20 protein-coding genes and 1 pseudogene are annotated in these 23,970 nt (G+C 72.0%); 9 read left to right on the top strand and 12 right to left on the bottom strand.

Annotated elements, in window-relative coordinates; genetic code table 11:
* Window positions 1-144: 144 nt before the first annotated feature.
* The 3 genes from DDE18_RS24110 to rsmI form a co-directional block, all read right to left on the bottom strand.
* Window positions 145-1,284, bottom strand: a complete 1,140-nt coding sequence (locus DDE18_RS24110) for a resuscitation-promoting factor (RefSeq protein WP_281258421.1) — start codon at window positions 1,282-1,284, stop codon at window positions 145-147.
* Between the two features lie 283 nt (window positions 1,285-1,567).
* Window positions 1,568-2,368 (bottom strand): TatD family hydrolase, encoded by an 801-nt coding sequence (locus tag DDE18_RS20410; RefSeq protein ID WP_245916913.1) that lies wholly within the window; start codon window positions 2,366-2,368, stop codon window positions 1,568-1,570.
* A 142-nt stretch (window positions 2,369-2,510) separates the two neighbouring features.
* Entirely contained in the window at window positions 2,511-3,350 is an 840-nt protein-coding gene (gene rsmI / locus DDE18_RS20405) for a 16S rRNA (cytidine(1402)-2'-O)-methyltransferase (RefSeq protein WP_116574115.1), read from the bottom strand.
* A gap of 42 nt (window positions 3,351-3,392) precedes the next feature.
* Here rsmI and DDE18_RS20400 point away from each other — a divergent pair, with 42 nt between their 5' ends.
* A complete protein-coding gene (locus tag DDE18_RS20400; protein ID WP_116574217.1) occupies window positions 3,393-5,003 on the top strand; it encodes a dolichyl-phosphate-mannose--protein mannosyltransferase in 1,611 nt (536 codons plus the stop codon).
* A 35-nt stretch (window positions 5,004-5,038) separates the two neighbouring features.
* Here the strand turns inward: DDE18_RS20400 and DDE18_RS20395 are convergent, their stop codons facing one another.
* Complete coding sequence (locus tag DDE18_RS20395) at window positions 5,039-6,013, bottom strand: ABC transporter substrate-binding protein (protein ID WP_165821268.1); 975 nt, start codon at window positions 6,011-6,013, stop codon at window positions 5,039-5,041.
* Window positions 6,014-6,124: 111 nt separating this feature from the next.
* Between DDE18_RS20395 and DDE18_RS20390 the strand changes: the two genes are divergently transcribed.
* Genes DDE18_RS20390 through DDE18_RS20380 form a run of 3 tightly spaced genes read left to right on the top strand, consistent with a single transcriptional unit; the run spans window position 6,125 to window position 8,946 of the window.
* The gene (locus DDE18_RS20390; protein ID WP_116574114.1) at window positions 6,125-7,111 is read left to right on the top strand and encodes a FecCD family ABC transporter permease; all 987 of its coding nucleotides are present in this window, start codon (window positions 6,125-6,127) and stop codon (window positions 7,109-7,111) included.
* The gene (locus tag DDE18_RS20385) at window positions 7,108-8,175 is read left to right on the top strand and encodes a FecCD family ABC transporter permease (RefSeq protein WP_245916903.1); all 1,068 of its coding nucleotides are present in this window, start codon (window positions 7,108-7,110) and stop codon (window positions 8,173-8,175) included. The genes DDE18_RS20390 and DDE18_RS20385 overlap by 4 nt, the downstream gene beginning before the upstream one ends.
* Before the next feature lie 9 nt (window positions 8,176-8,184).
* Window positions 8,185-8,946: an ABC transporter ATP-binding protein gene (locus tag DDE18_RS20380; protein WP_116574113.1), complete on the top strand. Its 762-nt coding sequence runs from the start codon at window positions 8,185-8,187 to the stop codon at window positions 8,944-8,946.
* A 19-nt stretch (window positions 8,947-8,965) separates the two neighbouring features.
* Here DDE18_RS20380 and DDE18_RS20375 read toward each other — a convergent pair whose 3' ends face one another.
* Window positions 8,966-9,541, bottom strand: a complete 576-nt coding sequence (locus DDE18_RS20375; protein ID WP_116574112.1) for a nucleotidyltransferase family protein — start codon at window positions 9,539-9,541, stop codon at window positions 8,966-8,968.
* A gap of 54 nt (window positions 9,542-9,595) precedes the next feature.
* On the opposite strand from DDE18_RS20375, the gene DDE18_RS20370 reads away from it, so the two are divergent.
* Complete coding sequence (locus DDE18_RS20370; RefSeq protein WP_116574111.1) at window positions 9,596-10,348, top strand: endonuclease/exonuclease/phosphatase family protein; 753 nt, start codon at window positions 9,596-9,598, stop codon at window positions 10,346-10,348.
* Between the two features lie 85 nt (window positions 10,349-10,433).
* On the opposite strand, the gene DDE18_RS20365 is transcribed toward DDE18_RS20370, so the two are convergent.
* Entirely contained in the window at window positions 10,434-11,816 is a 1,383-nt protein-coding gene (locus DDE18_RS20365) for an LVIVD repeat-containing protein (RefSeq protein ID WP_116574110.1), read from the bottom strand.
* 182 nt (window positions 11,817-11,998) lie between these two features.
* Between DDE18_RS20365 and DDE18_RS20360 the strand changes: the two genes are divergently transcribed.
* Complete coding sequence (locus DDE18_RS20360) at window positions 11,999-12,220, top strand: hypothetical protein (protein WP_116574109.1); 222 nt, start codon at window positions 11,999-12,001, stop codon at window positions 12,218-12,220.
* A gap of 8 nt (window positions 12,221-12,228) precedes the next feature.
* Here DDE18_RS20360 and DDE18_RS20355 read toward each other — a convergent pair whose 3' ends face one another.
* The gene (locus tag DDE18_RS20355; protein WP_116574108.1) at window positions 12,229-13,473 is read right to left on the bottom strand and encodes an MFS transporter; all 1,245 of its coding nucleotides are present in this window, start codon (window positions 13,471-13,473) and stop codon (window positions 12,229-12,231) included.
* On the opposite strand from DDE18_RS20355, the pseudogene DDE18_RS24305 reads away from it, so the two are divergent.
* Window positions 13,472-14,275 (top strand): annotated as a pseudogene (locus tag DDE18_RS24305) (pentapeptide repeat-containing protein); the annotation flags it as partial. The gene DDE18_RS20355 and the pseudogene DDE18_RS24305 sit on opposite strands and share 2 nt — an antisense overlap.
* Window positions 14,276-14,327: 52 nt before the next feature.
* On the opposite strand, the gene DDE18_RS20345 reads toward DDE18_RS24305, so the two are convergent.
* The 5 genes from DDE18_RS20345 to DDE18_RS20325 form a co-directional block, all read right to left on the bottom strand.
* Window positions 14,328-16,712 (bottom strand): FdhF/YdeP family oxidoreductase, encoded by a 2,385-nt coding sequence (locus DDE18_RS20345; protein ID WP_116574106.1) that lies wholly within the window; start codon window positions 16,710-16,712, stop codon window positions 14,328-14,330.
* A gap of 169 nt (window positions 16,713-16,881) precedes the next feature.
* Window positions 16,882-18,291 (bottom strand): bifunctional folylpolyglutamate synthase/dihydrofolate synthase, encoded by a 1,410-nt coding sequence (locus DDE18_RS20340; RefSeq protein ID WP_245916902.1) that lies wholly within the window; start codon window positions 18,289-18,291, stop codon window positions 16,882-16,884.
* The gene (locus DDE18_RS20335) at window positions 18,288-19,190 is read right to left on the bottom strand and encodes a methylenetetrahydrofolate reductase (RefSeq protein WP_116574105.1); all 903 of its coding nucleotides are present in this window, start codon (window positions 19,188-19,190) and stop codon (window positions 18,288-18,290) included. Before DDE18_RS20335 ends, DDE18_RS20340 begins: the two co-directional genes overlap by 4 nt.
* Window positions 19,190-20,071 carry a dihydropteroate synthase gene (gene folP / locus DDE18_RS20330; RefSeq protein ID WP_116574104.1) on the bottom strand — a complete coding sequence of 294 codons (882 nt, stop codon included), beginning with the start codon at window positions 20,069-20,071 and terminating at the stop codon, window positions 19,190-19,192. The genes DDE18_RS20335 and folP overlap by 1 nt, the downstream gene beginning before the upstream one ends.
* Window positions 20,068-20,991, bottom strand: a complete 924-nt coding sequence (locus DDE18_RS20325; protein ID WP_116574103.1) for a bifunctional methylenetetrahydrofolate dehydrogenase/methenyltetrahydrofolate cyclohydrolase — start codon at window positions 20,989-20,991, stop codon at window positions 20,068-20,070. The genes folP and DDE18_RS20325 overlap by 4 nt, the downstream gene beginning before the upstream one ends.
* Before the next feature lie 388 nt (window positions 20,992-21,379).
* Between DDE18_RS20325 and DDE18_RS20320 the strand changes: the two genes are divergently transcribed.
* Together DDE18_RS20320 and DDE18_RS20315 are read left to right on the top strand one after the other, a co-directional pair.
* Complete coding sequence (locus DDE18_RS20320) at window positions 21,380-22,195, top strand: IclR family transcriptional regulator (RefSeq protein WP_116574102.1); 816 nt, start codon at window positions 21,380-21,382, stop codon at window positions 22,193-22,195.
* Between the two features lie 107 nt (window positions 22,196-22,302).
* A complete protein-coding gene (locus DDE18_RS20315) occupies window positions 22,303-23,961 on the top strand; it encodes a BCCT family transporter (RefSeq protein WP_116574101.1) in 1,659 nt (552 codons plus the stop codon).
* The last annotated feature ends 9 nt before the right edge of the window (window positions 23,962-23,970 follow it).

Here is a 23,970-nt window from a genome sequence, read left to right as displayed (position 1 = left end):
ACGGCGAGTCGGCTCGTCTGCTCACACGGAGCCGCTCGAGTCGGCGCATCTGCTCATCAGGCGTGTGCAGATGCGCCGACTCGGCAGGCCAGGCGTGTGCAGATGCGCCGACTCGGCAGGTGTGGCGTGCGCAGATGCGCCGGGTCAGCGGGGCAGGCCGAGCGAGGCCGAGCAGGCCGGCCACGCGCCGTACCCACCCGAGGCGTCGCGCACCTTGGTCGCGATAGCGATCTGGGTCTCGCGGCTGGCCTGGTGCGGGTAGCCGGTGCCGCCGTAGGCGCGCCAGGTGCTGAGCGAGAACTGCAGGCCGCCGTAGTAGCCGTTGCCGGTGTTGATCGCCCAGTTGCCGCCCGACTCGCACTGCGCGAGGGCGTCCCAGACGGTGTTGCCGCCGGCGAAGTTGGAGGTGGGCTCGGGCTTCTCCTTGGTGCCGACGCGGACGATCGCGTCGACCGGCTTACGCGTGACCTCGGACTCGAGGACCTTCTTGGCCAGGAGCTGGCCGTTCTTGTAGCGCAGTTGGTAGGTGACGTTGCGGGCACCGTCGCGGCCCTCGCGGACCACCTCGTCCTCGCCCTCGTACATCGAGGAGTCCTCGCGACGGATCGTGTCGAAGTCGATCGACTCGCCCTTGACGTCCTTGGTCACGACGCGGATGTCGGTCACGACGATCTTGTCGCCGTCGGTGATCTCCTTGCCGAGCGCGGGCGTGACCTTGTCCCGCTTGCTGACCTTCACGTCCAGCTCCTCGAGCGCGTCCTGCACGGTGAGGGCGGTGAGCTCGGCCTTGCGGGCGTCCTTGCCACCGATCTTCACCCGCAGCTGCTTCGGGGTGACGACGGCGAGCGCCATCCCCTCGCGGGAGATGCCGGAGCCACGGCTCACGGAGAGGTCCGCGCCGGAGAACCGGCGGCCGATCTCGCCGAGCGCGCTCGCTACGTCGGTCGAGTTGACCCAGTAGGTGCGGGGCTCGTCGCCGTCGATGCTCAGCTCGAGCGGGCGGCCGAAGCGGACGGTGATGCGGTCGCCATCGGCGACCGTCTCGTCGAGGCTCGGGGCCACCAGGTCGTGCTCGGTGACCTGGATGCCCTGGGCGGCCAGCACCTCGCTGACGGTCGCGCCCATGGCGCTGACCGTCTGCGTGCGGCCGTCGAGCGACAAGGTCACCGACTTGCTGAGGCTGGCGTAGCCGACCGTGGTGCCCAACACCGCGACGGCGATGACGGCCACGAGGGTGGCGAGCAGGGTCCTGGACTTGCTGAGGTGGGCGATACGTGCGCGCACGATGCTCCGATGGTCGAGCTCTCCGGTCCTCGGGTGCCGGCGCAGCCCTCGTCCACATCGGGCGACCCGGGGGCCGGCAGGTGCGAGCGGGGGACTCGCGAGGCGGCCTCATACCCTCCGCCTCGGGCGCCGGCCGGGGGTTCCCGATCCCGGCCAACAGTCACAAGACGATAACGATGACCCCTGCTGACGCAAATCGGCGACCGTGGATCTGGACGTTTCGTGACCAGCGTCTCCCTCTTCGGATGACCTCTCCTGCCCCTCCTGTCACAACAGCCCCAAGTCACCAGGCGCCGCCGAAGGCCCTGTCCGAGTTGGCGTCGAGGGCCACGCAGAGCTCCTCCAGGTCGTCGCCGCGCGTCTCGGCCATGACGCGCACGGTGTGCGGCACGAGGTACGACGCGTTGGGACGGCCCCGGTAGGGGGTCGGCGTGAGGTAGGGCGCGTCGGTCTCGACGAGGAGCCGGTCCTGGGGGGCCACGACCAGGGCGTTGCGCAGCGGCGCGGCGTTCTTGAAGGTGACCGTGCCGGCGAAGCTGAGGTGGGCGCCGCGGTCGAGGCACGCCCGGGCGAATGCGGCGTCGCCGGAGAAGCAGTGCATCACCCAGCGCTCCGGGACGCCCTCGGAGTCGAGGACGCGCAGCACGTCGTCGTGGGCGTCCCGGTCGTGGATGACGAGGGTCTTGTCCAGCCGCTTGGCCAGGTCGATGTGCCGGCGGAAGCTCTCCTCCTGCGCCGCGCGGCCGTCCTCGCCTGTGCGGAAGGAGTCGAGCCCGGTCTCCCCCACCGCCCGGACCTTCTCGTGCGCCTGGGCGAGCTGCTCGATCTCACCGAGCGCGGCCTCCAGCTCTCCGGTGGCAGCGAGGCGAGGGGCCTCGTTGGGGTGCAGCGCGACTCCGGCGATGAGGGCGTCGTGCCGCGCGGCGGCCTCGGCCGCCCACCTGGCCCCCGGGAGGTCGCAGCCGATCTGGACGATGCGGGCGACCCCTGCCTCGCGCGCGCGGGCGAGGGCCTCCTCGGTCTCCAGCCACTCGCCGTCGGCGATGTCGAGGTGGCAGTGGGTGTCGACGACCGGGTGGGGCAGCGGCTCGGGGACGGGCGGCCGCTCACGGTCGCGGCGGGCGCCGGACTTCTCCTCGGTGGCGGCACGGCTCCGGGTCGGCTGGCTCGTCGGGGGCAGCTGGGTCACGTCCTCGAGGCTATCCGGGCGAGGATCCCGAGCTCGGTCACGCGCGGTGCACCTCCTGGTAGACCTCCCGCTTCGGGATGCCCGTGCGCCGGGCGACCGCGACGATCGCGTCCTTGCGGGACAGCCCCGCCTCCTCCTCCGCTGCCACGGCGGCCCGGAGGCTGTCGGGGTCGGTGGCCTCGGCCGGGCCACCCGTGGCGCCGGACACGACGAGGGTGACCTCGCCCCTGACCCCCTCGCCCGCCCAGTCGACGAGCTCGGCGAGCGCGCCGCGGCGTACCTCCTCGTGCGTCTTGGTCAGCTCGCGGCACACCGCGGCGGCGCGGTCGCCGCCGAACGCCTCGGCCATCGCGGCCAGCGCCGCCTCGGTGCGGTGCGGCGCCTCGAAGAAAACCATCGTGCGCTCCTCCGCGGCGAGGCCGGCCAGCCGGCGCGCCCGCTCCCCCGCCTTCCGCGGCAGGAAGCCCTCGAAGCAGAAGCGGTCCACCGGCAGCCCGCTGACGGCCAGGGCGGTGAGTACGGCGCTCGGCCCGGGCACCGCGGTCACCCGGATGTCGCGCTCGACCGCCGCGGCGACCAGGCGGTAGCCGGGGTCGGAGACGCTCGGCATGCCGGCGTCGGTGCAGAGCACCACCCGCTCCCCTGCCTCGAGCGCCTCGACGAGCGTGGGGGTGCGGGCAGCCTCGTTGCCCTCGAAGTAGGAGACGACCCGGCCCGAGAGAGTGATGCCGAGGTCGCTGCACAGCCGCTTGAGCCGCCGGGTGTCCTCCGCGGCGACCACGTCGGCCCCGGCGAGCTCCTCGGCGAGCCGCGGCGGCGCGTCGCCCGCCTGGCCGATGGGCGTGGCCGCGAGGACGAGGACGCCGGGCTCGGTCATGGAGCCACCGTAGTGGCCGGCCTGCGACCTATAGTGCCGACCGTGACCACGACCGTCGGGCTCTCGCGCACGGCGAGCGGCAGCGAGGTGCCGACTGCCGCGGAGCGCGCCCGTCCCCCCTGGCGGCACGAGGACCCGGTGATCGCGTGGACGGGCGCCCTGCTGGTCACCGGCATCGCGTTCTTCCTTCGCTGGTGGCAGCTCGACACGCCGCACCAGTTCTCCTTCGACGAGACCTACTACGCCAAGGACGCCTGGTCGATGCTCGCGCACGGCTACGTGCGGGAGTACGTCGAGGACGCCGACAAGTCCATCATCAACGGCGAGACCGGGGACCTCTGGAAGGACAGTCCCTCGATGATCGTCCACCCCGAGGTGGGCAAGTGGCTGATCGCGCTGGGCATCAAGACGTTCGGGATGGACCCGTTCGGCTGGCGCATCGCCTCGGCCGTCATCGGCTCGCTGATGGTGCTGGTGATGTGCCGCTTCACCCGACGGGTCACCGGCTCGACAGTGCTCGGCCTGGTCGGCGGGCTGCTGCTCTCGCTGGACGGGCTCCAGCTGGTGCTCTCCCGACTCGGCCTGCTCGACATCTTCGTGGCCTTCTTCATCCTCTGCGGCGTCCACTGCGTCGTCGCGGACCGGCAGTCGTTCCGCGCCCGCCTCGCGGCCGGCCGCAGCCGGGTGCTCGTGCGCCCGTGGCTGATCGCCGGCGGTGTGGCGTTCGGCCTCGCCGCGGGCACCAAGTGGACGGCCGCCTTCCCGCTCGCCGCCTTCGGCCTGCTGTCGTTCGCCTGGTCCTGGGGCGGGCGGCACGCCTTCGGGCAGCGGCACGCCTGGGCCAAGGCGCTCGCCGACGGGGCGGGCTCGTTCGTCCAGCTCGTGCTCGTCGCCCTGGTGGTCTACGTCGCGAGCTGGACCGGCTGGCTGGTGCACGCGCACGAGTACGAGCAGGCGCTCAGCAACACGCAATACACCGCGCACGGCGGTGGCAAGCAGTGGCCGACGGCCACGGAGCCGGACGCCGAGGGGATCGGGGAGGTGGTCCAGTCAGTGCGGTCGCTGTGGAGCTACCACCACGACGTCTTCGCCTTCCACGAGCACTTCCTCAACGGCGGCGAGCACGTCTACGCCTCCAAGCCGATCGGCTGGCTGCTGCTCAACCGACCCGTCGGCGTCGACGCCCAGCTCGAGATCAAGCCCGGCACCCAGGGCTGCGACGCACCCGCCGGCTCGACCTGCCTGCGGCAGGTGATCCTCCTCGGCAACCCGCTCATCTGGTGGGCGGGGTCGCTCGCCCTGCTCTGCGCGCTCGTGCGGTGGGTCGGCGCGCGGGACTGGCGCTTCGGGGTGGCCGTCGTGGGCACCACGTCGACCTGGCTGCCGTGGATCCGCTTCGACGACCGTCCGATCTTCTTCTTCTACGCGGTCGTGTGCCTGCCGTTCCTGGTCCTCGGCCTCACGCTGGCCCTCGGCGCGATCGTCGGCTCCACCGACCGCCCCTCGCCACGGCGTACTGCCGGCGTGATCCTCTCGGGGTCGTACGTCGTGCTGGCGCTGCTGATGTTCGCCTGGTTCTGGCCGATCTGGACCGACCAGCTGATCACGCACGGGGAGTGGCTCAAGCGGATGTGGTTCAGCCGCTGGATCTGACCGGCGGGGCCCGGGGTCCCGCCGGCCAGCCGGACTCACGGGATGGCCGGAGCCTCCACGCCGAAGGCCTCGGCGAGGTCGTGGAGGATGTGGTAGGCGCCCTGGATGCTGACCGCGGTCATCCAGGTGGTGTCGTCCACCTCGGTGACCTTGGGCTCGAGCGGCTTCCACAGCGGGTTGCGCTCGAAGGACTCCTTGGTCTTGGCGGCCACGCCTTCCTCGTCCTCGTAGATCGTCACGAAGATCTTGTCGGCGTCGGCCTGCTTGATGTTCTCCTCGGAGATCTCGAGCGCGAAGCCGGTGGTGTCCTGCGCCTTAGGGCGGGCCAGGCCGGCGTCGTCGAGGACGATGCCGGAGTAGGTGTCCTTGAGGTAGAGGCGCGTCGGCCCGTCGAGGAAGCGGGTCACGGAGATCGTCGGGTTGTCGGCAGCCTCGTTGACGGCGGCGCCCACCTCGGCGGCCGCCTCCTCGTAGGCCGCGATCTTCTCCGCGGCGAGCTCCTCCTCGCCGACCGCCTTGGCGAGGAGCTCGACGTTCTCCTTGAAGGTGGCGCCGGTGGTCTCGCTCATGATCGTCGGGGCGATCGCCGAGAGCTGGTCGTAGAGGGCCTCGTGGCGGACCTTCGCGCTCACGATCAGGTCGGGCTCCAGGGCGGCGATCTTCTCCAGGCTGGGGGCCTCGAGGTCGCCGACGGAGACGACCTCGTCGGCGTACTCGTCCCGGGCGTCGCCCAGGTAGTCGGGCAGGTCGGCGGAGTAGCTGCGGTAGGTGGTGATGCCGACGAGCTCCTTCTCGAGGAGAAGCGTGGTGTCGGCATAGCTGGAGTCGAGGGCCACGATCCGCTCGGGCCGCTCGTCGATCTGCGTGGTGCCCATCGCGTGCTCGACGGTCACCGAGAAGTCGTCGCTGGCCACCTCGTCGGCGGCCTCGGTGGAGTCCGCGCCGCACGCGGAGAGGGACAGGGCGAGGGCGGTGCCGGCAGCCAGGGCTGGCAGGATCCTGCGGGACAACGGTTCTCCTTCATCGGGGCGCCCCGGACAGTCCGGGGCGGCAAGCTAAGGTTAGGCTTCCCTAAGCAACCTGCCAGATGCGCCGCCCTCCCGCCAGTTGAGACACGTCACATGAGCCGACCCGCCCGCACCGCCGCCCTCCTGGGGGCGGCCCTGCCGCTCGTGGTGGCGGCATCCCTCGCGCTGGGCGCCAACGCCACCTCGCCGGCCGAGCTGTGGCACGCGCTGGCCGCCCCGACGGGCACGGAGGGCGACGTCGTGGTCCGCACCCTGCGACTGCCCCGCACGGTCCTGGGCCTGCTCGTCGGCGCCGCGCTGGGGGCCGCGGGAGTCCTGATGCAGGGGCACACCCGCAACGCCCTGGCCGAGCCCGGGCTGCTCGGGGTGAGCGCCGGCGCCGCCTTCGCCGTGGTGGTCGCGCTGCGCGTCGGCCTCGCCGACTCGCTCGGCGACACGGTGGTGGCCGCCGGCATCGGGGCGCTGCTCGCCTCCCTCGCCGTGCACGCCCTGGCCCGGCGCAGCCTGCGTGATGGCGGACCCACGCTGGTCGTCGCGGGGGCGGCGATGACCGCCTTCCTCTCGGCGGCCGCCTCCGCCATCGTGCTGCTGGACGCCGAGACCCTGGACTCCTACCGCTTCTGGGCGGTCGGCTCGCTCGCCGGGCGGGGGGCCGGCACCCCGGCCGTCATCGGTCCCGTGGTGGCCGTCGGGCTGCTGTTGGCCGCGACCAACGCACGCGCGCTGGACGTCCTGGCGCTGGGCGACGACACCGCGAGCTCGATGGGCCTGTCGCTGCGCCGGGCCCGGCTCGTCGGGCTCGTCTCGGTCACGCTGCTCACCGCGGCCGCCGTCGCCGCCTGCGGCCCGATCGCCTTCATCGGGCTGCTCGCCGGCCACCTCGCCCGCCTGGTGGCCGGCGCGTCCTGGGCGTGGGGCGTCCTCGCCGGCGCGATGGTCGGCGCCATCCTGCTGCTCGGCACCGACATCGCCGGCCGCCTCGTGGGCGGCCCGGGTGAGCTGCAGGCCGGCGTCGTCGCCGGCCTCGTGGGCGCTCCCGCACTCGTCTGGGTCGTACGCCGCCGGGGGATCGCGCTGTGAGCGCGCTCGCGGCCCCGGCCACCGTCCGGGCGCGGTCGCCCCGCGTGCGGCCGGCCACCACCGTGGTCAGTGCCGCCGTCCTCGTCGCCCTCGGGGTGCTCGTCTCCGCCAGCGTCGGCGAGCTGCGGCTGCCGCTCGCCGACGTGGCCAGGGTGCTGGCCGGGCAGGGCGACCCGATGGCCACGCTCGTCGTCCGGGAATTCCGGTTGCCCCGGGTCGCGGCGGCCGTGGTCGTGGGAGCCGGCCTGGCGCTCAGCGGCGCGATCCTGCAGTCCCTGGCCCGCAACCCGCTGGCGAGCCCCGATGTCCTCGGGATCAACGCCGGCGCCTCCGTGGCCGCGGTCTCCGTGGTCATCCTGGCCGGCTCGGCAGGCGGCGTGTCCGGGCTCGCGTCCGCTGTGGCACTCCCCGTCGCTGCACTGGTCGGCGCGATCGCCTCAGGCGTCCTGCTCCACCTGCTCGCCCTCCGCGGCCGCGCCCTCGACCCGATGCGCATGGTGGTCATCGGCGTCGGCATCTCCGCCGGCGGCACCTCACTCGTCAGCTGGCTGCTCACCCTCGGCGACGTCACCCGGGTCGGTGCCGCACTCACCTGGCTGTCCGGCTCGCTGCACACCGCCACGTGGCCACGCACCGCAGCGGCGTGCTTGGCGCTGGTGCTCGCCGTCCCCCTGCTCCTCGTCTGGGTCCGCCGCCTCGACTCCCTCGAGCTCGGCGACGACACCGCCCGCGGCCACGGCGTCTCCGTCGACCGCACGCGGGTGGGCATGCTGCTGCTCGCCACGGCCCTGGCCGGCGCAGCGGTCTCGGCCGCCGGAGCCGTCGCGTTCGTGGCGCTCGCGGCACCACAGCTCGCCCGCGGCCTCGCCGGGACGACACGGCCCCCGCTGCTGGGCAGCGCCCTGGTCGGCGCAGCCCTGCTCGTGTGGGCCGACCTCGCCGCGAGGATGGCGCTGTCCTGGCTGGGCCTGGGCCCGATCGAGCTGCCGGTGGGCGTGCTCACCGCGTTCGTCGGTGCGCCCTACCTGCTCTACCTGGTGTCCCGCGAGCGCGCCCGTGACTAGGAGGCACCCGTGCTGGTGACAGACCTGACCCTCGGCTACGACGGCCCCGACGTCGTGCACTCGGTCGACCTCGCCGTCGAGCGCGGCACCCTCACGGTCGTCGTGGGGCCGAACGGCTGCGGCAAGTCCACCCTGCTGCGCGGCATGGCCCGGCTGCTGCGGCCCCGCAGCGGGCGCGTCACCCTGGACGGGGCGGACGTGGCCGGGATGTCGGGCCGCGAGCTGGCCCGGCTGGTCGGCGTACTCCCCCAGGCGCCCACCACGCCGCGTGGCCTGACCGTGGCCGAGCTGGTCGGGCGCGGCCGCTTCCCCCACCGCGAGTGGTACCAGCGCTGGTCCGGGCGCGACGAGGAGGCGGTGCAGCGCGCGATCGCCCAGGTCGACCTCGCCGACCGCCACGACCACCCGGTCGACTCGCTCTCGGGCGGCCAGCGGCAGCGGGCCTGGCTCGCCATGGTGCTGGCGCAGGAGACCGACCACCTGATGCTCGACGAGCCGACCACCTACCTCGACCTCGCGCACGCCGTCGAGGTGATGGCGCTGGCGCGCTCCATCGCCCACGACGGCGGGCGGACGGTGGTGTGCGTGCTGCACGACCTGACGCTCGCCGCGCGGTACGCCGACCGGCTCGTCGTGGTGCGCGAGGGGACGATCGCGGCCGCCGGTGCCCCGGCGGCGGTGCTGTCGGAGCAGCTGCTCGACGACGTCTTCGGCCTCCGCGCGAAGGTCCTGGACGTCGACGGCGCTCCGGCCGTCGTGCCGGTGGTCTGAACTTCCGGCGTACGGCGCCTCACTGCTCGACGAGGCTGAGTCCCTCGACGATGCCGAGCCGCTCGATGAGGAAGAGGAAGGCCGCGGCGAAGTGGCTCGAGGCCGTCTCGCGACGCACGCGCTCCCAGTCGACCTGCTCCCGCAGGGTGCGGGCGACCGGCAGCATCGTCGAGAAGTCGCAGTAGTGCTCGTCGAGGGCGAGCAGCTTCTGGACGATGAGCTCGGTGGCCGAGAGCACCGGCATCTGCACCGAGAGCACCTCGATCTCGTCCGCGTCCTCGACGACGGACCTCGGGGCGGGCTCCCCCGAGTGGCGGTGGAGCACGTCGACCATCGAGTTGTCGGTGAACACCTTGAACAGCCAGTCCTCGGGCGGGCGCACCACCTGCAGCCCCTCGTTCGCGCAGGCGGACGCAGCCGTCTCGGCGTCCTCCTCCGCCACGAGGAAGTCGACGTCGTGGTCCGGCTCCGGGCCGCCGCGTGCCCACACGGCGTACCCGCCCGTCAGCGCGAACGGGATCTCCGCCTGCTTGAGGACCACCGCGACGCGCTTGAGCGCCTCCCGCAGGTCCTGCTGGGACTCGTTGAGCGTCATAACAGTGAGTACCCGTCCATGCATGCCCTGACACCGATCGGGCACCGGAGGCCCATGCGCCTGGCCACGTTCAACATCCTGCACGGCCGCTCCCCTGTCGACCAGCAGGTCGACGTGGACCGCTACGCGAAGGCGATCGAGTCGCTCGACGCCGACGTGCTGGCCCTGCAGGAGGTGGATCGCAACCAGACGAGGTCGGCGGGCGCCGACCTCACCGCCATCGCCGTGGACGTGATGGACGCGCCGGAGCACCGCTTCGTCGCGGCCCTGTCGGGCAACCCCGGCGCCATGTGGATGGCCGCCGACGGTGACGAGCAGCCCGACAGCGCGGCGTACGGCGTGGCGCTGGTGAGCCGCTACCCGGTGCACGCCTGGGAGGTGGTGCGTCTGGCGCCGGTGCCGGGCCGTGTGCCCCTGCGCTTCCACGGCTCGTTCGCGCCGGTCATGGTGCGCGACGAGCCACGGGTCGCCGTGGCCGCGCTGGTGGAGACGCCCCTCGGCGCCACGACGGTGGTGTGCACGCACCTGACCTTCGTGTCCTGGTGGAACGGCTGGCAGCTGCGGCGGCTGCGCCGCAGCCTCGAGGACCGCCGGCCGCCGCTGGTCCTGATGGGCGACCTCAACATGGGTCCCGAGCGGGCCGAGCGGGTATCGGGGCTCCGCTCGGCCGTCACCGCCCCCACCTTCCCGGCCCATGCGCCCACGGAGCAGCTCGACCACATCCTTGTGAACGGCGTCCCCGAGGGGTGCGGCGAGGCCAAGGCGCTGCCGCTATCCGACCACCGCGCGCTCGTCCTCGACGTCTGAGGGCGGCCCGCGGCGGCCAGGCGACGCGTCGCGGCCGGGAGGGCGGATGTCCCGCATCTCCCGGCCGCTCCCGTGCGTCAGCAGGTCAGGGGATCAGCTGCTCCTGCGTCTGCGGGTTGAGGTAGGGCAGGCGCTTGGCGCCGGCCCGCGCCTGGTCGGACAGCAGCATCACGTCGAAGCCGCGGCCTGTGTCGTTGGTGTAGATCTGGCCGTTGTACCAGTACGACGACCACGTGTTGGCGCCGTGCGGGTCGTTGTGCGCGATCTCCACCGGCCTGGACCGGTCGGTGAAGTCGAAGACCGTGGTGCCGCCGGAGTAGGCCGCGGACACGGCGACGTACCGGCCCTCGACCGGGAGGACGTTGAAGTTGTGCATCGTGCAGCGCGCGACGTCACCCTGGACGCGCGGGATCTTGAAATGGCTCAGGGAGGGCTCCACCCCGGTGCCCAGGTCCAGCGACGCCATGTCGTAGATCCAGATCGCCCCGAGCGTCGTCGGATCGCTCGCGCGGCAGCGTGGCGACGTACCGCCTCCCGCCTCGTCGCCGAAGAGGAGGGTGCTGCCGTCCCAGGTGAACGTCGCGCTGTGGAAGAACTCCACTGCTGGGTTGTGGACGCGCGCGATGGTCTGCGGGCGCTCCAGGTCCGAGAGGTCCCAGATCTGGCCCTCGGACATGCAGGCGGCGGCCGCCCGCTGGATCTCCGAGAACACGCTGATGTCGTGACAGCCCCTGAAGCCGGCCGTGCTGCGGAAGTCGTCGAGCTCGAACGTCGGCTCGCTCACGACCGCTGCCGACGCGGGGTCCGCGAGGGGCACCTCGATCACCGAGATCTTGCTGTGCCCCTGCGTCCCGTCGGGCGCCAGCCGCGAGCACGAGTTGCCGTAGGCCGACTCGGCGAGGACACCGGACGGGTACGACGCGACGTAGAGATAGACGTGGCTCGGGTCGGCCGGGTCCGGCACCAGCGTGTGGGTGTGGGAGCCGCAGTCGGTGGCCACGGCGCCGACGTACGACGGCGCAGAGGGGTTGCTGACGTCGAAGATGCGGATCCCCTCGAAGCCGGGGGTGCCGGACGGGGATCTCGGCGAGCCACACTCCGGACCGGTGACGGGAGCGTCGATGGAGCTGAACAGCAGGCCCTTCCACACCGACACGTCCTGCTGCGAGCCGGGGCAGACGAAGTCACTGAGGACCGTCGGCTTCTCCGGATCGCTGATGTCGATGCTGCGGAAGCCGTCGTAGTTGCCGGCGTAGGCGACACCGCCCCAGAAGGCGAGGTCGGAGTTGCGGTAGGTCGGATCGGCGAAGACCTTCTCCGAGGTGGCGAGGACCTTGAGGTTCGCCGTGCGGCTCACCGGGCTGGGCTCCCAGGTCCCGCCGTGGTCGTCGTGTGCGGAGGCAGCCGGCGTGATGAGCAAGATCGCGGTGAGGCAGGCCAGGATCAGCCGGATTGGTTCCCGAGACATGTGTTCTCCCGAATGAGGACGGAGGTGACCCGTCTCTTCCTAGTGCCTTGTGGTGTGGGACGACAAGGGCTGGAGATCCTTCGATCGGAGGCCACGCACCCGAGAGGATCTTCGCGGACCGCTGGGACTGCTCGGTCATCGCTCGTCGAGGCGGGCTCCTGAGGGCTGGCAGACTCCCCTACATGTCGGACAGCCGCCTGCCCCTCGGAGTGTGGCTCGGCCTCGCCCTGATGGGCCTCGCCGTCCTCACCCGGGACCCGCGCGGCTTCTACCTCGGCGTCGCCCTGATGATCGCCTCGCTGGCCGCCACCTGGTGGCATGCGCGGCGGCGTGCGCGGGAGGCCCGCCTCGCCGAGGGTGAGGAGTACGACGACGGGTGGGGCCGGCCGCCGGGCGTGTCCTGACCGCCTCGTCACACGGCGACGGCGGGAGCTCGCGGCCCTGGCCGCCGGATCGCCGGGAAGCTGATGTGCAGCACCCGCACCGCCACGATCACCGCCGCGATGACCAGGCCGCCGAGCGCGAGGCCGGTCCGGGCGCCGAAGGACTCCAGCAGCCAGCCGAGGGTCGGCGGCCCGACGAGCGCCCAGCCGGAGGCGGCGGACTGCCAGGCGCCCAGCACCATGCCCCGCAGGTGCTCGGGCGGCCTGGTGACCATGATCGTGCTGGTGAGTGTGTCCTGCACCGACTCGGCGATCGCGAGGGGCAGCGCGATCAGGAGCAGCATGGGCATGCCGACGGCGAAGGCGGCCGCGACCTGGAGCAGGGCGCCGACCAGCGCCAGCCGCGCGACCCTGGCGTAGCGGGCGGAGGTGAGCCGGGCAGCCACCACGGCCCCGGCGACCGCACCGATCGCCAGCACGGCAGAGACGGTGCCGTAGGCGCCGGCACCCCCGTGCAGGGGTCCGGTGACGAGGGTGGCGAAGCCGAGCGAGTAGTTGCGGCCCAGCGTGCTCGTGACGGCGCCGACGACGAGCAGTCCGAGCAGCGCGCGCGAGCCGAGCAGGTAGCCGAAGCCCGACCGCACCCCGGCCAGCGGGGACCGGCCGGCGGGGCGCTGCGCGACCGCGCGCACCGGCCGCAGGAACGGCACGACGGCGGCCACGACGAGGAACGACAGCCCGTTCACGGCGTACGCCGCGGGCACGCCGCCCAGCGCGATGGCCGCTGCCGCCGCGGCGGTGCCGAGGACCCGGCCGGCGCTGGTGGCCAGCGAGCCGAGGGCGATCGCGCTGGGGACGTCGCGCTCGGTGACGAGCTCGCTGCCGAGCAGCGCGGCCGCCGGACCGTCGACGACGGCGATCGTGCCGCTGACCACCGCGATCGCCATGATGACCGGCACGCTGAGGAGACCGGCCGCTGCGAGCGCCGCGGTGACAAGCGCGAGGCCGCCGAGGATCGCCTGGGCTACGCCCACGGTGAGCCGGCGCGGCCAGACGTCGACGGCGGCGCCGCCGACCAGGCCGAGGAGCAGGCCGGGGGCGGCCTGGAGCGAGAGGGTGAGCCCGGTCAGGGCCGGCGAGCCGGTCAGCTCCAGGACGAGCAGGCTCTGGGCGACGAGCTGCATCCAGGTGCCGACGTTGGAGACGAGGTTGGCGCCCGACCACAGGGCGAAGTGGGCGCTGCGCAGGCAGCGCCATGGACTTGACGTACTGATGGGACTTCTCCGTGCAGATCTTCCGAGGACGGGCGGCGGAGGTGCTCACGCCGGCCCGGAGACCCTAAGAACCGCTCCACGGCCGGCCCCAATCGCAGGCTCTGATGCCTTGGTCACACACCCGCACGACATGATGGGGCGCGTGCATCTCCCCGTCGTGCAAGCGGACTGCTCGAGGTGCTTCGGGCTGTGCTGCGTGCTGCTGCCCTTCAGGGCGGCGTCGGGCTTCGGCGCTGACAAGGAGGGTGGTGTCGCCTGCCGTCACCTCCAGGCTGACGACCGGTGCGAGATCCATGCGACGTTGCGCGACGACGGCTGGCCGGGCTGCACCGTCTTCGACTGCTTCGGCGCGGGGCAGCAGGTCTCCCAGGTGACGTACGCCGGGGTGTCCTGGCGCGAGCAGGCGAACCTGCCCGAGATGACAGCCGTGTTCTCGGTGATGCGGCAGCTGCACGAGATGGTCGCCCATCTCTCGGAGGCAGACGCACGCGCGCCCGGCAGCGGCACCGAGCGGCTGCTCGCCCGCTTCGCGGACCTGGTGGCAGCAACTCCCGACGAGCTCCTCGCCCTCGACGTCGAGGCGCTGCGGCAGACAGTCGGCGAGGTGCTGGCGGAGACGAGCTCACGACTCCGGCGGCCCCTCGGTCCGGGCCCGGACCTCGCCGGCCGCGACCTCGCAGGCCGGGACCTCCACCGGCGTGACCTCCGCGGAGCGACCTTGCGCGGCGCCCTGCTGGTGGGAGCCGACCTGCGCACCGACCTGACCCTGACCGACCTCCTGGGCGCAGACCTGCGCGACGCGGACGTGCGCGGAGCGGACCTCCTCGAGGCGCTGTTCCTCAGCCAGGCCCAGGTCAACGCGATGCGGGGTGATGCGGCGACGAGGCTGCCGCCGCAGCGGGACCGCCCGGCGCACTGGGTCCGCGAGCAGCGCCGGCGCGCTCGAGCCGGACCACGATGCCCTTGGAGGTCGGGGTGTTGCTGACCTCGGCGACGCTGTCGAGCGGGACGAGCACGTTGGTCTCCGGGTAGTACGCCGCCGCCGAGCCCCGGCTCGCCGGGTAGGCGACGAGGGTGAAGCCGGGTGCCCTGCGCTCGATGCCGTCGTGCCAGATGCTGACGATGTCGACGCGGTCACCGTCGGCGAACCCGAGCTCGGCGATGTCGTCGGGGTTGACCATCACGATCCGGCGGGCCTGGTGGATGCCGCGGTAGCGGTCGTCCATCGCGTACGGGATGGTGTTCCACTGGTCGTGCGAGCGCAGCGACTGCAGGATGAGGTGCCCCGGCGGCGTCTGCAGCCAGGTCAGGTCGTTGGCCGTGAAGACCGCCCTGCCCGACGGCGTCGGGTAGAGGCCGGAGTTGACCGGGTTGGGCAGCACGAAGCCGGCGGGGTCCTGCATCCGCTCGTTGAAGTCCTCGAAGCCGGGCACGACCCGGGAGATCCGGTCGCGGACCAGGCCGTAGTCGGCCTCGAAGCCGGCCCACGGGATGTCGTGGCGGTCCCCCAGCGTGCGCTGCGCCAGCCGGGAGATGATCGCGACCTCGCTGAGCAGGTGCGGCGAGGCGGGCTCGAGCCTGCCGCGGGTGGGGTGCACGACGCTCATCGAGTCCTCGACGGTGACGAACTGCTCCCCGCTCGCCTGCACGTCGCGGTCGCTGCGGCCCAGGGTCGGCAGGATGAGGGCGGTTGCGCCGGTCACGGTGTGCGAGCGGTTGAGCTTGGTGGAGACCTGCACGGTCAGGCTGCAGGAGCGCAGCGCCGCCTCCGTGACGTCGCTGTCCGACATCGCGCGGACGAAGTTGCCGGCCACGCCGACGAACACCTTCGCCCGGCCGTCACGCATCGCCCGGACCCCGTCGACGGAGTCGAAGCCGTGGCGCCGCGGCGGGTCGAACCCGAACTCCTTGCCGAGCGCGTCGAGGAACCGGTCCGGCATCCGCTCCCAGATGCCCATCGTCCGGTCGCCCTGGACGTTGGAGTGGCCACGGACCGGGCACACGCCGGCGCCCGGCTTGCCGATGTTGCCCCGCAGCATCAGGAAGTTGACGACCTCGCGGATGGTCGGGACGCCGTGCCGGTGCTGGGTCAGGCCCATCGCCCAGCAGACGATGACGGACCGGCTGGCCAGCACCTGCTCGTGGACGGCCTCGATCTCCTCCCGGGCCAGGCCGGTCGCCTCGGTCACCTGCTCCCAGGTGACCTCGCGCGCCTGCTCGGCGAACGCCTCGAAACCGGTCGTGTACGCCGCGATGTAGTCGCGGTCGAGCACGCCGTCGCCGCCGGCGGCCAGATCGGCCTCGTCCGCCTCGAGCAGCCGCCGGTTGAGCATCTTGAACAGCGCCAGGTCACCGCCGGCCCGGATGTGCAGGAACTGGTCGGCGAGAACGGTGCCGCGCCCGACGACGCCACGCGCCTTCTGCGGGTTCTTGAACCGCATCAGGCCGGCCTCGGGCAGCGTGTTGACCGCGATCACCCGGCCACCGCGGTGCTTGGTCTCCTCGAGCGCCGACAGCATCCGCGGGTGGTTGGTGCCCGGGTTCTGCCCGACGACGAAGACCAGGTCGGCGTTGTGGATGTCCTCCAGCTGCACGCTGCCCTTGCCGATGCCGAGCGTCTCCGAGAGCGCCGATCCGCTGGACTCGTGGCACATGTTCGAGCAGTCCGGCAGGTTGTTTGTCCCGAGCGCCCGTGCGAAGAGCTGCAGCAGGAACGCCGCCTCGTTGTTCAGCCGACCCGAGACGTAGAACATCGCCTCGTCCGGGGAGTCCAGCCCGTTGAGCTCGTCGGCCACCAGGCCGAACGCGTGCTCCCACGAGATCGGCTCGTAGTGCGTGGCGCCGGGGCGCTTCACCATCGGCTCGGTCAGCCGGCCCTGCTGGTTGAGCCAGTAGTCCGACTTCCCGTCGAGCTCCTCCACCGAGTGCTGGGCGAAGAACTCGCGCGTGACGCGGCGGCTGGTCGCCTCGTCGTTGATGTGCTTGGCGCCGTTCTCGCAGTACTCGTTCTTGTGCCGGTGGGTCGGCTCCGGCCAGGCACACCCCGGGCAGTCGATGCCGCCGGCCTGGTTGACGTTGAGCAAGGTCAACGCCGTACGGCGTACCGTCGTCTGCTCCAGGGAGTACTCGATCGCCTTGCGCACGGCCGGCAGGCCAGCCGCCCACGTCTTCGGCGGGGTCACTGTCAGGTCGTCGACCGGATCCTCGATGGCGTCCGCCCGACCCTTGTGTCGCTTCACTCTCGTCGTCCTCTCCTGATGCCTCGCAGGCTGCTCACCGGCGTCCCGGTAGCGGCGGTCGTGTCGGTGTCCATGGGGCTTCCTGTCGATCTGGAGCAGGGTGCTGAGGAGGGTGGGGTTGGGCGCCGGAGTGCGACTCCGGCGCCCAACCCCCGGACCGATGGCTTCGTCACCCGGGCAAGGGCAGGGCCACCGGTCGATCAGGGGGCCGGGGCGGCCTGGTCCGCACCGGGTCGGGCCGCCAGGCCGACGGGAGGAGGCGGTCGGCGTCACCGACCGTGACGACCGAGCCGGTCACCAGGACCACGGGGTCATCGCTGTCCGCTGCCCCGGTCACGGCGAGCGACTTCGCCGCCTCGATGCCGGTTGCGACGTCACTGGCGAGGTGCACGCGCTCGGCCCCGAACACCTGCCGCGCACAGGCGGCGAGCTCTCTCGCGGCCAGGCTCCGGGGACTCGAGTTGCGCGTGCACACCACGGCGTCGACGACAGGCTCGAGCTCACGGAGCATGCCCTCGATGTCCTTGTCCGCCATCGAGGCCACCACGGCGTACGTCCCTCGCGGTGCCAGCTCGGCGAGCGATGCGACGAGAGCACGGGCGCCGTGCGGGTTGTGGGCGGCATCGAGGACCACCGGCGGCGACCCCGGACGGACGTCGAAGCGCCCGGGCGAGGCGACGCGCGCGAGGCCGGCACGCACGGCGTCGTCGTCCAGGGACCTGCCGAGCATCGCCTCCACGGCCACGATCGCGCACGCCGCGTTCTCGGCCTGGTGCCGACCACGGAGCGCGAGCAGGACGTCGCGGTAGGTGCCGTGGAGGCCGCGGACCGAGATCAGCTGGCCACCCTCGGCGGGCTGCCGGTCGAGCAGGGCGACGTCCTCGCCGAGCACGACGAGTCGGGCGCCGACGGACCGGGCCCGGTCGCGGAACACCTTGGCCACGTCCTCGCTCTGGCGTGCGCTGACCGCCACCGCCCCGGGCTTGATGATGCCCGCCTTCTCGCGCGCGATCGCGGCGGTGGTGGGACCGAGGTAGTCGGTGTGGTCGAGGTCGACGGGAAGCAGCACGGCGACCTCGGCGTCGATGACGTTGGTGGCGTCCCACCGTCCACCCATGCCGACCTCGACGACCGCGACGCCGACCGCCGCGTCGGCGAAGGCGCGGTAGGCCATGGCCACGGTCAGCTCGAAGAACGACATCGGGTGCGGCATGGCGGCGTCCACGCGCTCGGCCTGCTCGGCGACCGCGACGTACGCCGCCAGGAACTCGCGCTCACCGATGGCCTCTCCATCGAGGGCGATCCGCTCCCGGATCGTGGTGAGGTGGGGACTCGTCAGGCGACCCGTGCGCTCACCGGAGGCCGCCAGGAGTGCCTCGACGATCCGGGCCGTGCTGGTCTTGCCGTTGGTGCCGGTGAGGTGGACGCTGCGGTAGGTCCGCTGCGGGTCCCCGAGCAGCGACATCGCCCGGGTGATGCGGTCGAGGGACGGCTCGATCCTGGTCTCGGGCCACCGTGCGAGGAGCCGGGCCTCGACCTCGTCGAGCGAGGGCAGCTCGCTCGCGCCCAGCGCGCTCACGTGACTCGCCCCGGGACCGCCGAGGTCGCGCCGTCGGCGCGCGTGCTCCCGAGGCGGCGAAGCCGCGCGAGCTGGGCCACCCGCCAGGCCTCGGTCTCGGCGACCTGGTTGAAGGTGAAGAGGTGGAGCCCGGCCACGTGCATGTCGGGCCGTCCCAGGGTCGCGGCGGCGCCGGCGAGGAACCGCAGCGGGTCGTAGCCTCCAGGAGCGGCGATCCGCGTGAAGAGCCCGCCGTTCTTGGCGAGGAATCGCGCGGACTCGCCGACACCGATCCGGGTGGCCATGCGCAGCAGCTTGGCGCGTTCGACAGGTCCGGGCAGGCCCACGAGGATCGGCAGGTGCACGTCGCGCGAGCGGACCCGGGTGACCCAGTCCGCGAGCAGCTTCGGGTCGAAGGTCAGGTTGCTGACGATCTGCGTGGCGTGGCGCCGCTTGTCCCACATCGCCTGGACGGTCACGTCGTCGTGGATGCTGGGGTGCCGCTCCGGGTAGCCGGTGATCCCGACCTCGGTGAAGGGGTTGCCCGCCGCGGCAAGATCCTCGAGCACCTGCAGCGCGCTGTGGTAGGCGCCGGCAGGTGGCTCGGCGTCCCCCGCCGGGATGAACACCTTGCGGACGCCGGCGCCGTGCAGGCGTCGCGTGATCTCGGCGAGCTCTCCGGGGCCGTTGATCATGCGGGCAGCCAGGTGCGGGACGACGTCGAAGCCGAGGGCGGCCAGGCGCTCGGCGACGTCGAGCGTCGCCGCGAGACCCTTGGCCGGCGACGCGGTCACGGTCACGGTCGCGCCCGCCGGCAGGCCGGCGTACACCTCGTCGACGACGTCCGCCGTCGGGAGCACCTCGTAGCGTGCCCGGGACAGGAGGCCCTCGAGCACGCGGGCACGCCCCCGGTTCCGCATCAGCGCAGTCCCCCGTCCGCCGCAGCGAGTCGGGCGGCCACGCGCACGGCTGCTGCTGACGGGGCCGGCCGGTGGACCCGGACGCCCCAGGCGCCGGCCGCGGCAGCGAGGACGGTGACGGCGCTGGACGCGTCGTCCCGGTCGGCAGGGTCCGCGGGGTCCAGGCCGCCGTAGTCGACGACCTCGGCCAGGAACCGCTTGCGGGAGGCTCCGACCAGGAGCGGGAAGCCGAGCGCCTGGACGGCGGGCATGCCTGCCAGGAGGGACCAGGTCTGGTCCGGTGTCTTGGCGAAGCCCAGCCCCGGATCGAGGATGATGTTGCCGGCGTCGACGCCTGCAGCCAGTGCGGCGTCGACGCGGCGGGCAAGCTCCTCACGGACGTCGTCGACGACGGCTCCGTAGCTGGCGTGGAGGTCCATGACGTCGGACTGCGCGCGCCAGTGCATCAGGATGCAGGGCGCTTGAGACTCCGCGAGCAGGGACAGCATCGCCGGGTCGGCCAGTCCGCCCGAGACGTCGTTGACGATGACGGCGCCGGCCTCGAGGGCGGCCGCGGCGACGCTGGCGCGCATGGTGTCCACGGACACGCTGACGCCCTGGTCGCACAGGGCGCGGACCACCGGCACCACCCGGCGCAGCTCCTCGGCCTCGTCGACGCGCCCGGCACCGGGTCGCGTCGACTCGCCCCCGACATCGACGATGTCCGCGCCGTCCTGGACCAGGGACAGGCCGCGGGTGATCGCGGCATCCAGGTCGAGGTAGCGACCGCCGTCGGAGAACGAGTCAGGCGTGACGTTGAGGACGCCGAGCACCCGGCAGCGGCCGGTGCCCGGTGACAGGACCGGAGAGCGCGGTCGCTCGACGAGTGTGGGCACGGTCATCGCGGCGCCTCGACGACGGCGGCGCGCCGGTCCGGATGACCGTTGGTCACGACAGGTGCGACGTCGGTGGCGGTGGTCCGCTCGGCGATCTCGACGATGTTCATGAGCAGCATGGCTCGCGTCATGGGACCCACGCCGCCGGTAGCGGGGCTGATCCGGCCGGCCACCGTGCGGACCTCCGGGTGGACGTCTCCGAGGATGCCCTCGATCGTGCGGGTGACGCCGACCGAGAGGACCGTGGCGCCGGGGCTGATCCAGTCCGGCTTCACCAGGTGCGCGACACCCGCGGCGGCGACGACGACGTCCGAGGCACGGGTGTGGGCCGCGATGTCGACTGTGGCCTCGTGGCAGAGCGTGACGGTGGCGTGCTCGGTCGGGCGGGTGAGCATCAGCCCGAGCGGCCGACCCACGGTCAGGCCACAGCCGATGATGCAGAAGCGCTGGCCGGTGATCTCGACGTCGTGCTGGCGCAGCAGCTCGATGATGCCGCGCGGCGTGCAGGGCAACGGGCCCGGGATGCCCAGGACCAGCTTGCCGAGGTTCGCCGGGTGGAGGCCGTCGGCGTCCTTCTCGGGATCGATGAGCTGGAGCACGCGGTGCGTGTCCACGTGCGCCGGCAACGGCAGCTGCACGATGAAGCCCGTGCAGGAGGGGTCCTCGTTCAGGCGCAGGACCGCGGCCTCGATCTCCTCCTGGGTCGTGGTCGCGGGCAGCTCGACCCGGATCGACTCGATGCCGACGTCGGCGCAGTCGCGATGCTTCCCCGCCACGTAGGAGTGGCTGGCCGGGTCGTCACCCACCAGAATCGTTCCCAGCCCTGGGCGGATGCCCCGAGCCGCCAGGACAGCGACCCGCTCGGCGAGCTGATTCTTGATGTCGGACGCCACCTTGCGTCCGTCGATCCTCTGTGCGGTTGCCACCAGGGCTGCCTTTCGGGGAGGGCTAGGAACTTGAGGTCAGGCCATGACGGCGGTGTTGAGCTGTCGCCGCCAGCGGCCGAAGAGTCGGGACTGGTTCATGCCGAGTACGCCGACCGGGACGTCGCCCCGGCGGTAGATCGCAAGGACGTCGTGACCCCGCCGGATCCCTCCTCGACGCCGACGCGCAGGACCTCACCCCGCGGCTGCGCGGACAGAGGGCAAACTCGGATCATTCTTCTCACCTTGGTGCGGATAGCACAACTGAATGCGTAATACGAAACAGTTTGGAAGTCCTTCGCCGCGGCTGTCAAGGGGCTAGGGCGATCCAGGTCACATTTCTGGGAGGCGTCGCGTGCGTTCCCCGCGCACTGCCGCGTAGGGTTGCGCCATGAGCAACGGGGAGCACGTGGCAGGGCGTGGCCGGAGCGCTGGGCGCGGCGGCGACAGCCAGGGCGGAGTCCAGTCGGTCGACCGCGCCATCACGGTGCTCGAGATCCTGGCCCGCGAGGGCCATGCAGGAGTCAGCGAGGTGGCCGCCGAGATCGGCGTCCACAAGTCCACGGCGTTCCGGCTGCTGGCGGCGCTCGAGGAACGCGACCTGGTCGAGCAGAACACCGACCGCGGCAAGTACCAGCTGGCGTTCGGCATCCTCCGCCTCGCGAGCGCCATCCCGGGGCGCATCGACATGGCGCGCCAGGCGCAGCCGGTCATGGACGCGCTCGCCCAGCAGCTCGACGAGACCATCAACCTCGCCGTGGTCCGCGACCGCTACGCGGTCAACGTGCAGCAGGCCTACAGCTCCGCAGCGGTGGCGAGCCAGAACTGGGTCGGCCAGCTCACGCCGCTCCATGCGACGTCGAGCGGCAAGGTGCTCCTCGCGTTCATGCCCGAGGAGCAGCGCGACGCGATCCTCGACAAGGCCGGCCTGCCGCGCCTGACGGACAACACGATCACGTCGCGGCGCGCCCTCCTCGACCAGCTGGCCGAGATCCGGGAGGCGGGCTTCGCGACCGCTTCGGAGGAGCTGGAGATCGGGCTGAACGCGAGTGCCGCTCCGGTGCGTGACCACACCGGCACGGTCGTCGGCGCAGTCAGCGCCTCGGGGCCGGCGTACCGCTTCGACCGCAAGCGCATCGAGGAGACCGAGGCGGACGTCAGGCAGGCCGCCCTGGAGATCAGCCAACGCCTCGGCTGGCTGGGCTAGCAGCGAAGAGTCTTTTCAACTTGCCGCAAAGTGTTGCGGATCACACAACACAGGCTTAGAGTCCCAGAGCGCCCGGGCACGTGGAACGCTCTGAAGGGACTCTTTGCATGTCAACCACCCCCGAGAACCCGCCCGTGGCGGAACGCCTGGAACGACTGGTGCGACTACCGGTCGACCGGGTCGTCCTCGCCACGTCCGCCGCCTTCGCATTGTGCTTCGTCGTGTGGGGCATCCTGGACAACGAGGGACTCGCCACCGTCACCGGCGACGCACTCGCCTGGGTGATCAAGAGCTTCGGCTGGCTCTTCATCCTGGCCAGCACCGGCTTCGTCGTGCTCGCCGTCGTGCTCGCCTTCAGCCGCTACGGCCGGATCCGCCTCGGTCAGGACGACGAGCGGCCTGAGTTCAGGACCGTCAGCTGGGTCACCATGATGTTCAGCGCCGGCATGGGCATCGGCCTGATGTTCTACGGCGTCGCCGAGCCGCTCTCGCACCTCAGCGCGCCGCCCCTGGGCCTCGCCGAGGCGAACACCCAGGAGGCCGCCCAGCTCTCGATGCAGTACACGTACTTCCACTGGGCCTTCCACCCCTGGGCGATGTACGCCATCGTCGGGCTCGCGCTCGCCTACTTCTCGTTCCGTCATGGCAAGGCGAACCTGATCAGCTCCCTCTTCGTCCCGCTCATCGGCAAGCGGGCCGAGGGCGGCGCGGGCCGCGCGATCGACACCTTCGCGATCCTGGCCACGCTGTTCGGCTCGGCGACGTCACTCGGTCTCGGGGCCCTGCAGATCAACTCGGGGCTGAACCAGCTGTACGACGTGCCGAGGTCCACGCCGGTGGCGATCGCGATCATCAGCGCGCTCACCGTCGCGTTCGTCATCTCGGCGGTCAGTGGCGTCCACCGCGGCGTGCAGTACCTCTCCAACACCAACATGGTGCTGGCGATCGCGCTGCTGTTCTTCCTCTTCGTCGTCGGCCCGACGGTCTTCATCATGAGCATGTTCACCGAGTCGACCGGCAACTACCTGTGGCAGATCGCGCCTATGAGCTTCCGCTCGGGCGTCTTCGGCGGCCAGGACTGGCTCAGCGGCTGGACGATCTTCTACTGGGCGTGGTGGATGTCGTGGACGCCGTTCGTCGGCGCCTTCATCGCCCGCATCTCGCGGGGCCGCACCATCCGTGAGTTCGTGCTCGGCGTGATCCTCGCCCCCAGCCTGGTCACCTTCGTCTGGTTCTCCATCCTGGGCGGCATCTCGATCAACCTGCAGCTCGGCGGGACCGACCTGGCCGCGGCCCTCGAGCAGGGCCAGGAGACCGCGCTGTTCGCCTTGCTCCGCGAGTTCCCCTGGTTCGCGCTGACGGCGTTCATCGTCATCATGCTGGTGGCGTTCTTCTTCGTCTCGGGGGCGGACGCCGCATCCCTGGTCATGTCCACGCTCTCGTGCCGCGGCTGTCGGGAGCCGGCCGTGCTGGTCACCGTGTTCTGGGGTGTCATGACGGGCGCCGTCGCCGGCATCCTGCTCATGGCGGGTGGCCTGCAGGCGCTCCAGACGCTTTGCATCCTGGCCGCCTTCCCCTTCATGTTCGTCATGATCGGTGCGGCGGTCGCCCTGGTGAAGGAGCTCCGCAACGAGCCCGACCCCGCCCCGCACCCGGGGCGTCGCGGGCGCACCACCCTCACCCCGACTGTCGTCGACCTCGAGGACAGCGTCGTCGTGGTCCCGACGAACGGCACGCCGTCGGCAGCGCCTACGCCGCTGGCCTGAGCCCCGGGC

Source organism: Nocardioides gansuensis (assembly GCF_003076135.1).
Lineage (GTDB): Bacteria > Actinomycetota > Actinomycetes > Propionibacteriales > Nocardioidaceae > Nocardioides > Nocardioides gansuensis.
Note: the sequence above shows the minus strand (reverse complement) of the source record. Positions and strands in the feature narration are given on the sequence as shown.

Excerpts from the sequence above, each read along its gene's own strand:
- DDE18_RS20360 (WP_116574109.1), top strand. The coding sequence starts at position 11,999 with ATGTCGGACAGCCGCCTGCCCCTCGGAGTGTGGCTCGGCCTCGCCCTG.
- rsmI (WP_116574115.1), bottom strand. The coding sequence starts at position 3,350 with ATGACCGAGCCCGGCGTCCTCGTCCTCGCGGCCACGCCCATCGGCCAG.
- DDE18_RS20370 (WP_116574111.1), top strand. The coding sequence starts at position 9,596 with ATGCGCCTGGCCACGTTCAACATCCTGCACGGCCGCTCCCCTGTCGAC.
- folP (WP_116574104.1), bottom strand. The coding sequence starts at position 20,071 with ATGACCGTGCCCACACTCGTCGAGCGACCGCGCTCTCCGGTCCTGTCA.
- DDE18_RS20390 (WP_116574114.1), top strand. The coding sequence starts at position 6,125 with ATGAGCCGACCCGCCCGCACCGCCGCCCTCCTGGGGGCGGCCCTGCCG.
- DDE18_RS20320 (WP_116574102.1), top strand. The coding sequence starts at position 21,380 with ATGAGCAACGGGGAGCACGTGGCAGGGCGTGGCCGGAGCGCTGGGCGC.
- DDE18_RS20335 (WP_116574105.1), bottom strand. The coding sequence starts at position 19,190 with ATGCGGAACCGGGGGCGTGCCCGCGTGCTCGAGGGCCTCCTGTCCCGG.
- DDE18_RS20365 (WP_116574110.1), bottom strand. The coding sequence starts at position 11,816 with ATGTCTCGGGAACCAATCCGGCTGATCCTGGCCTGCCTCACCGCGATC.
- DDE18_RS20315 (WP_116574101.1), top strand. The coding sequence starts at position 22,303 with ATGTCAACCACCCCCGAGAACCCGCCCGTGGCGGAACGCCTGGAACGA.
- DDE18_RS20375 (WP_116574112.1), bottom strand. The coding sequence starts at position 9,541 with ATGACGCTCAACGAGTCCCAGCAGGACCTGCGGGAGGCGCTCAAGCGC.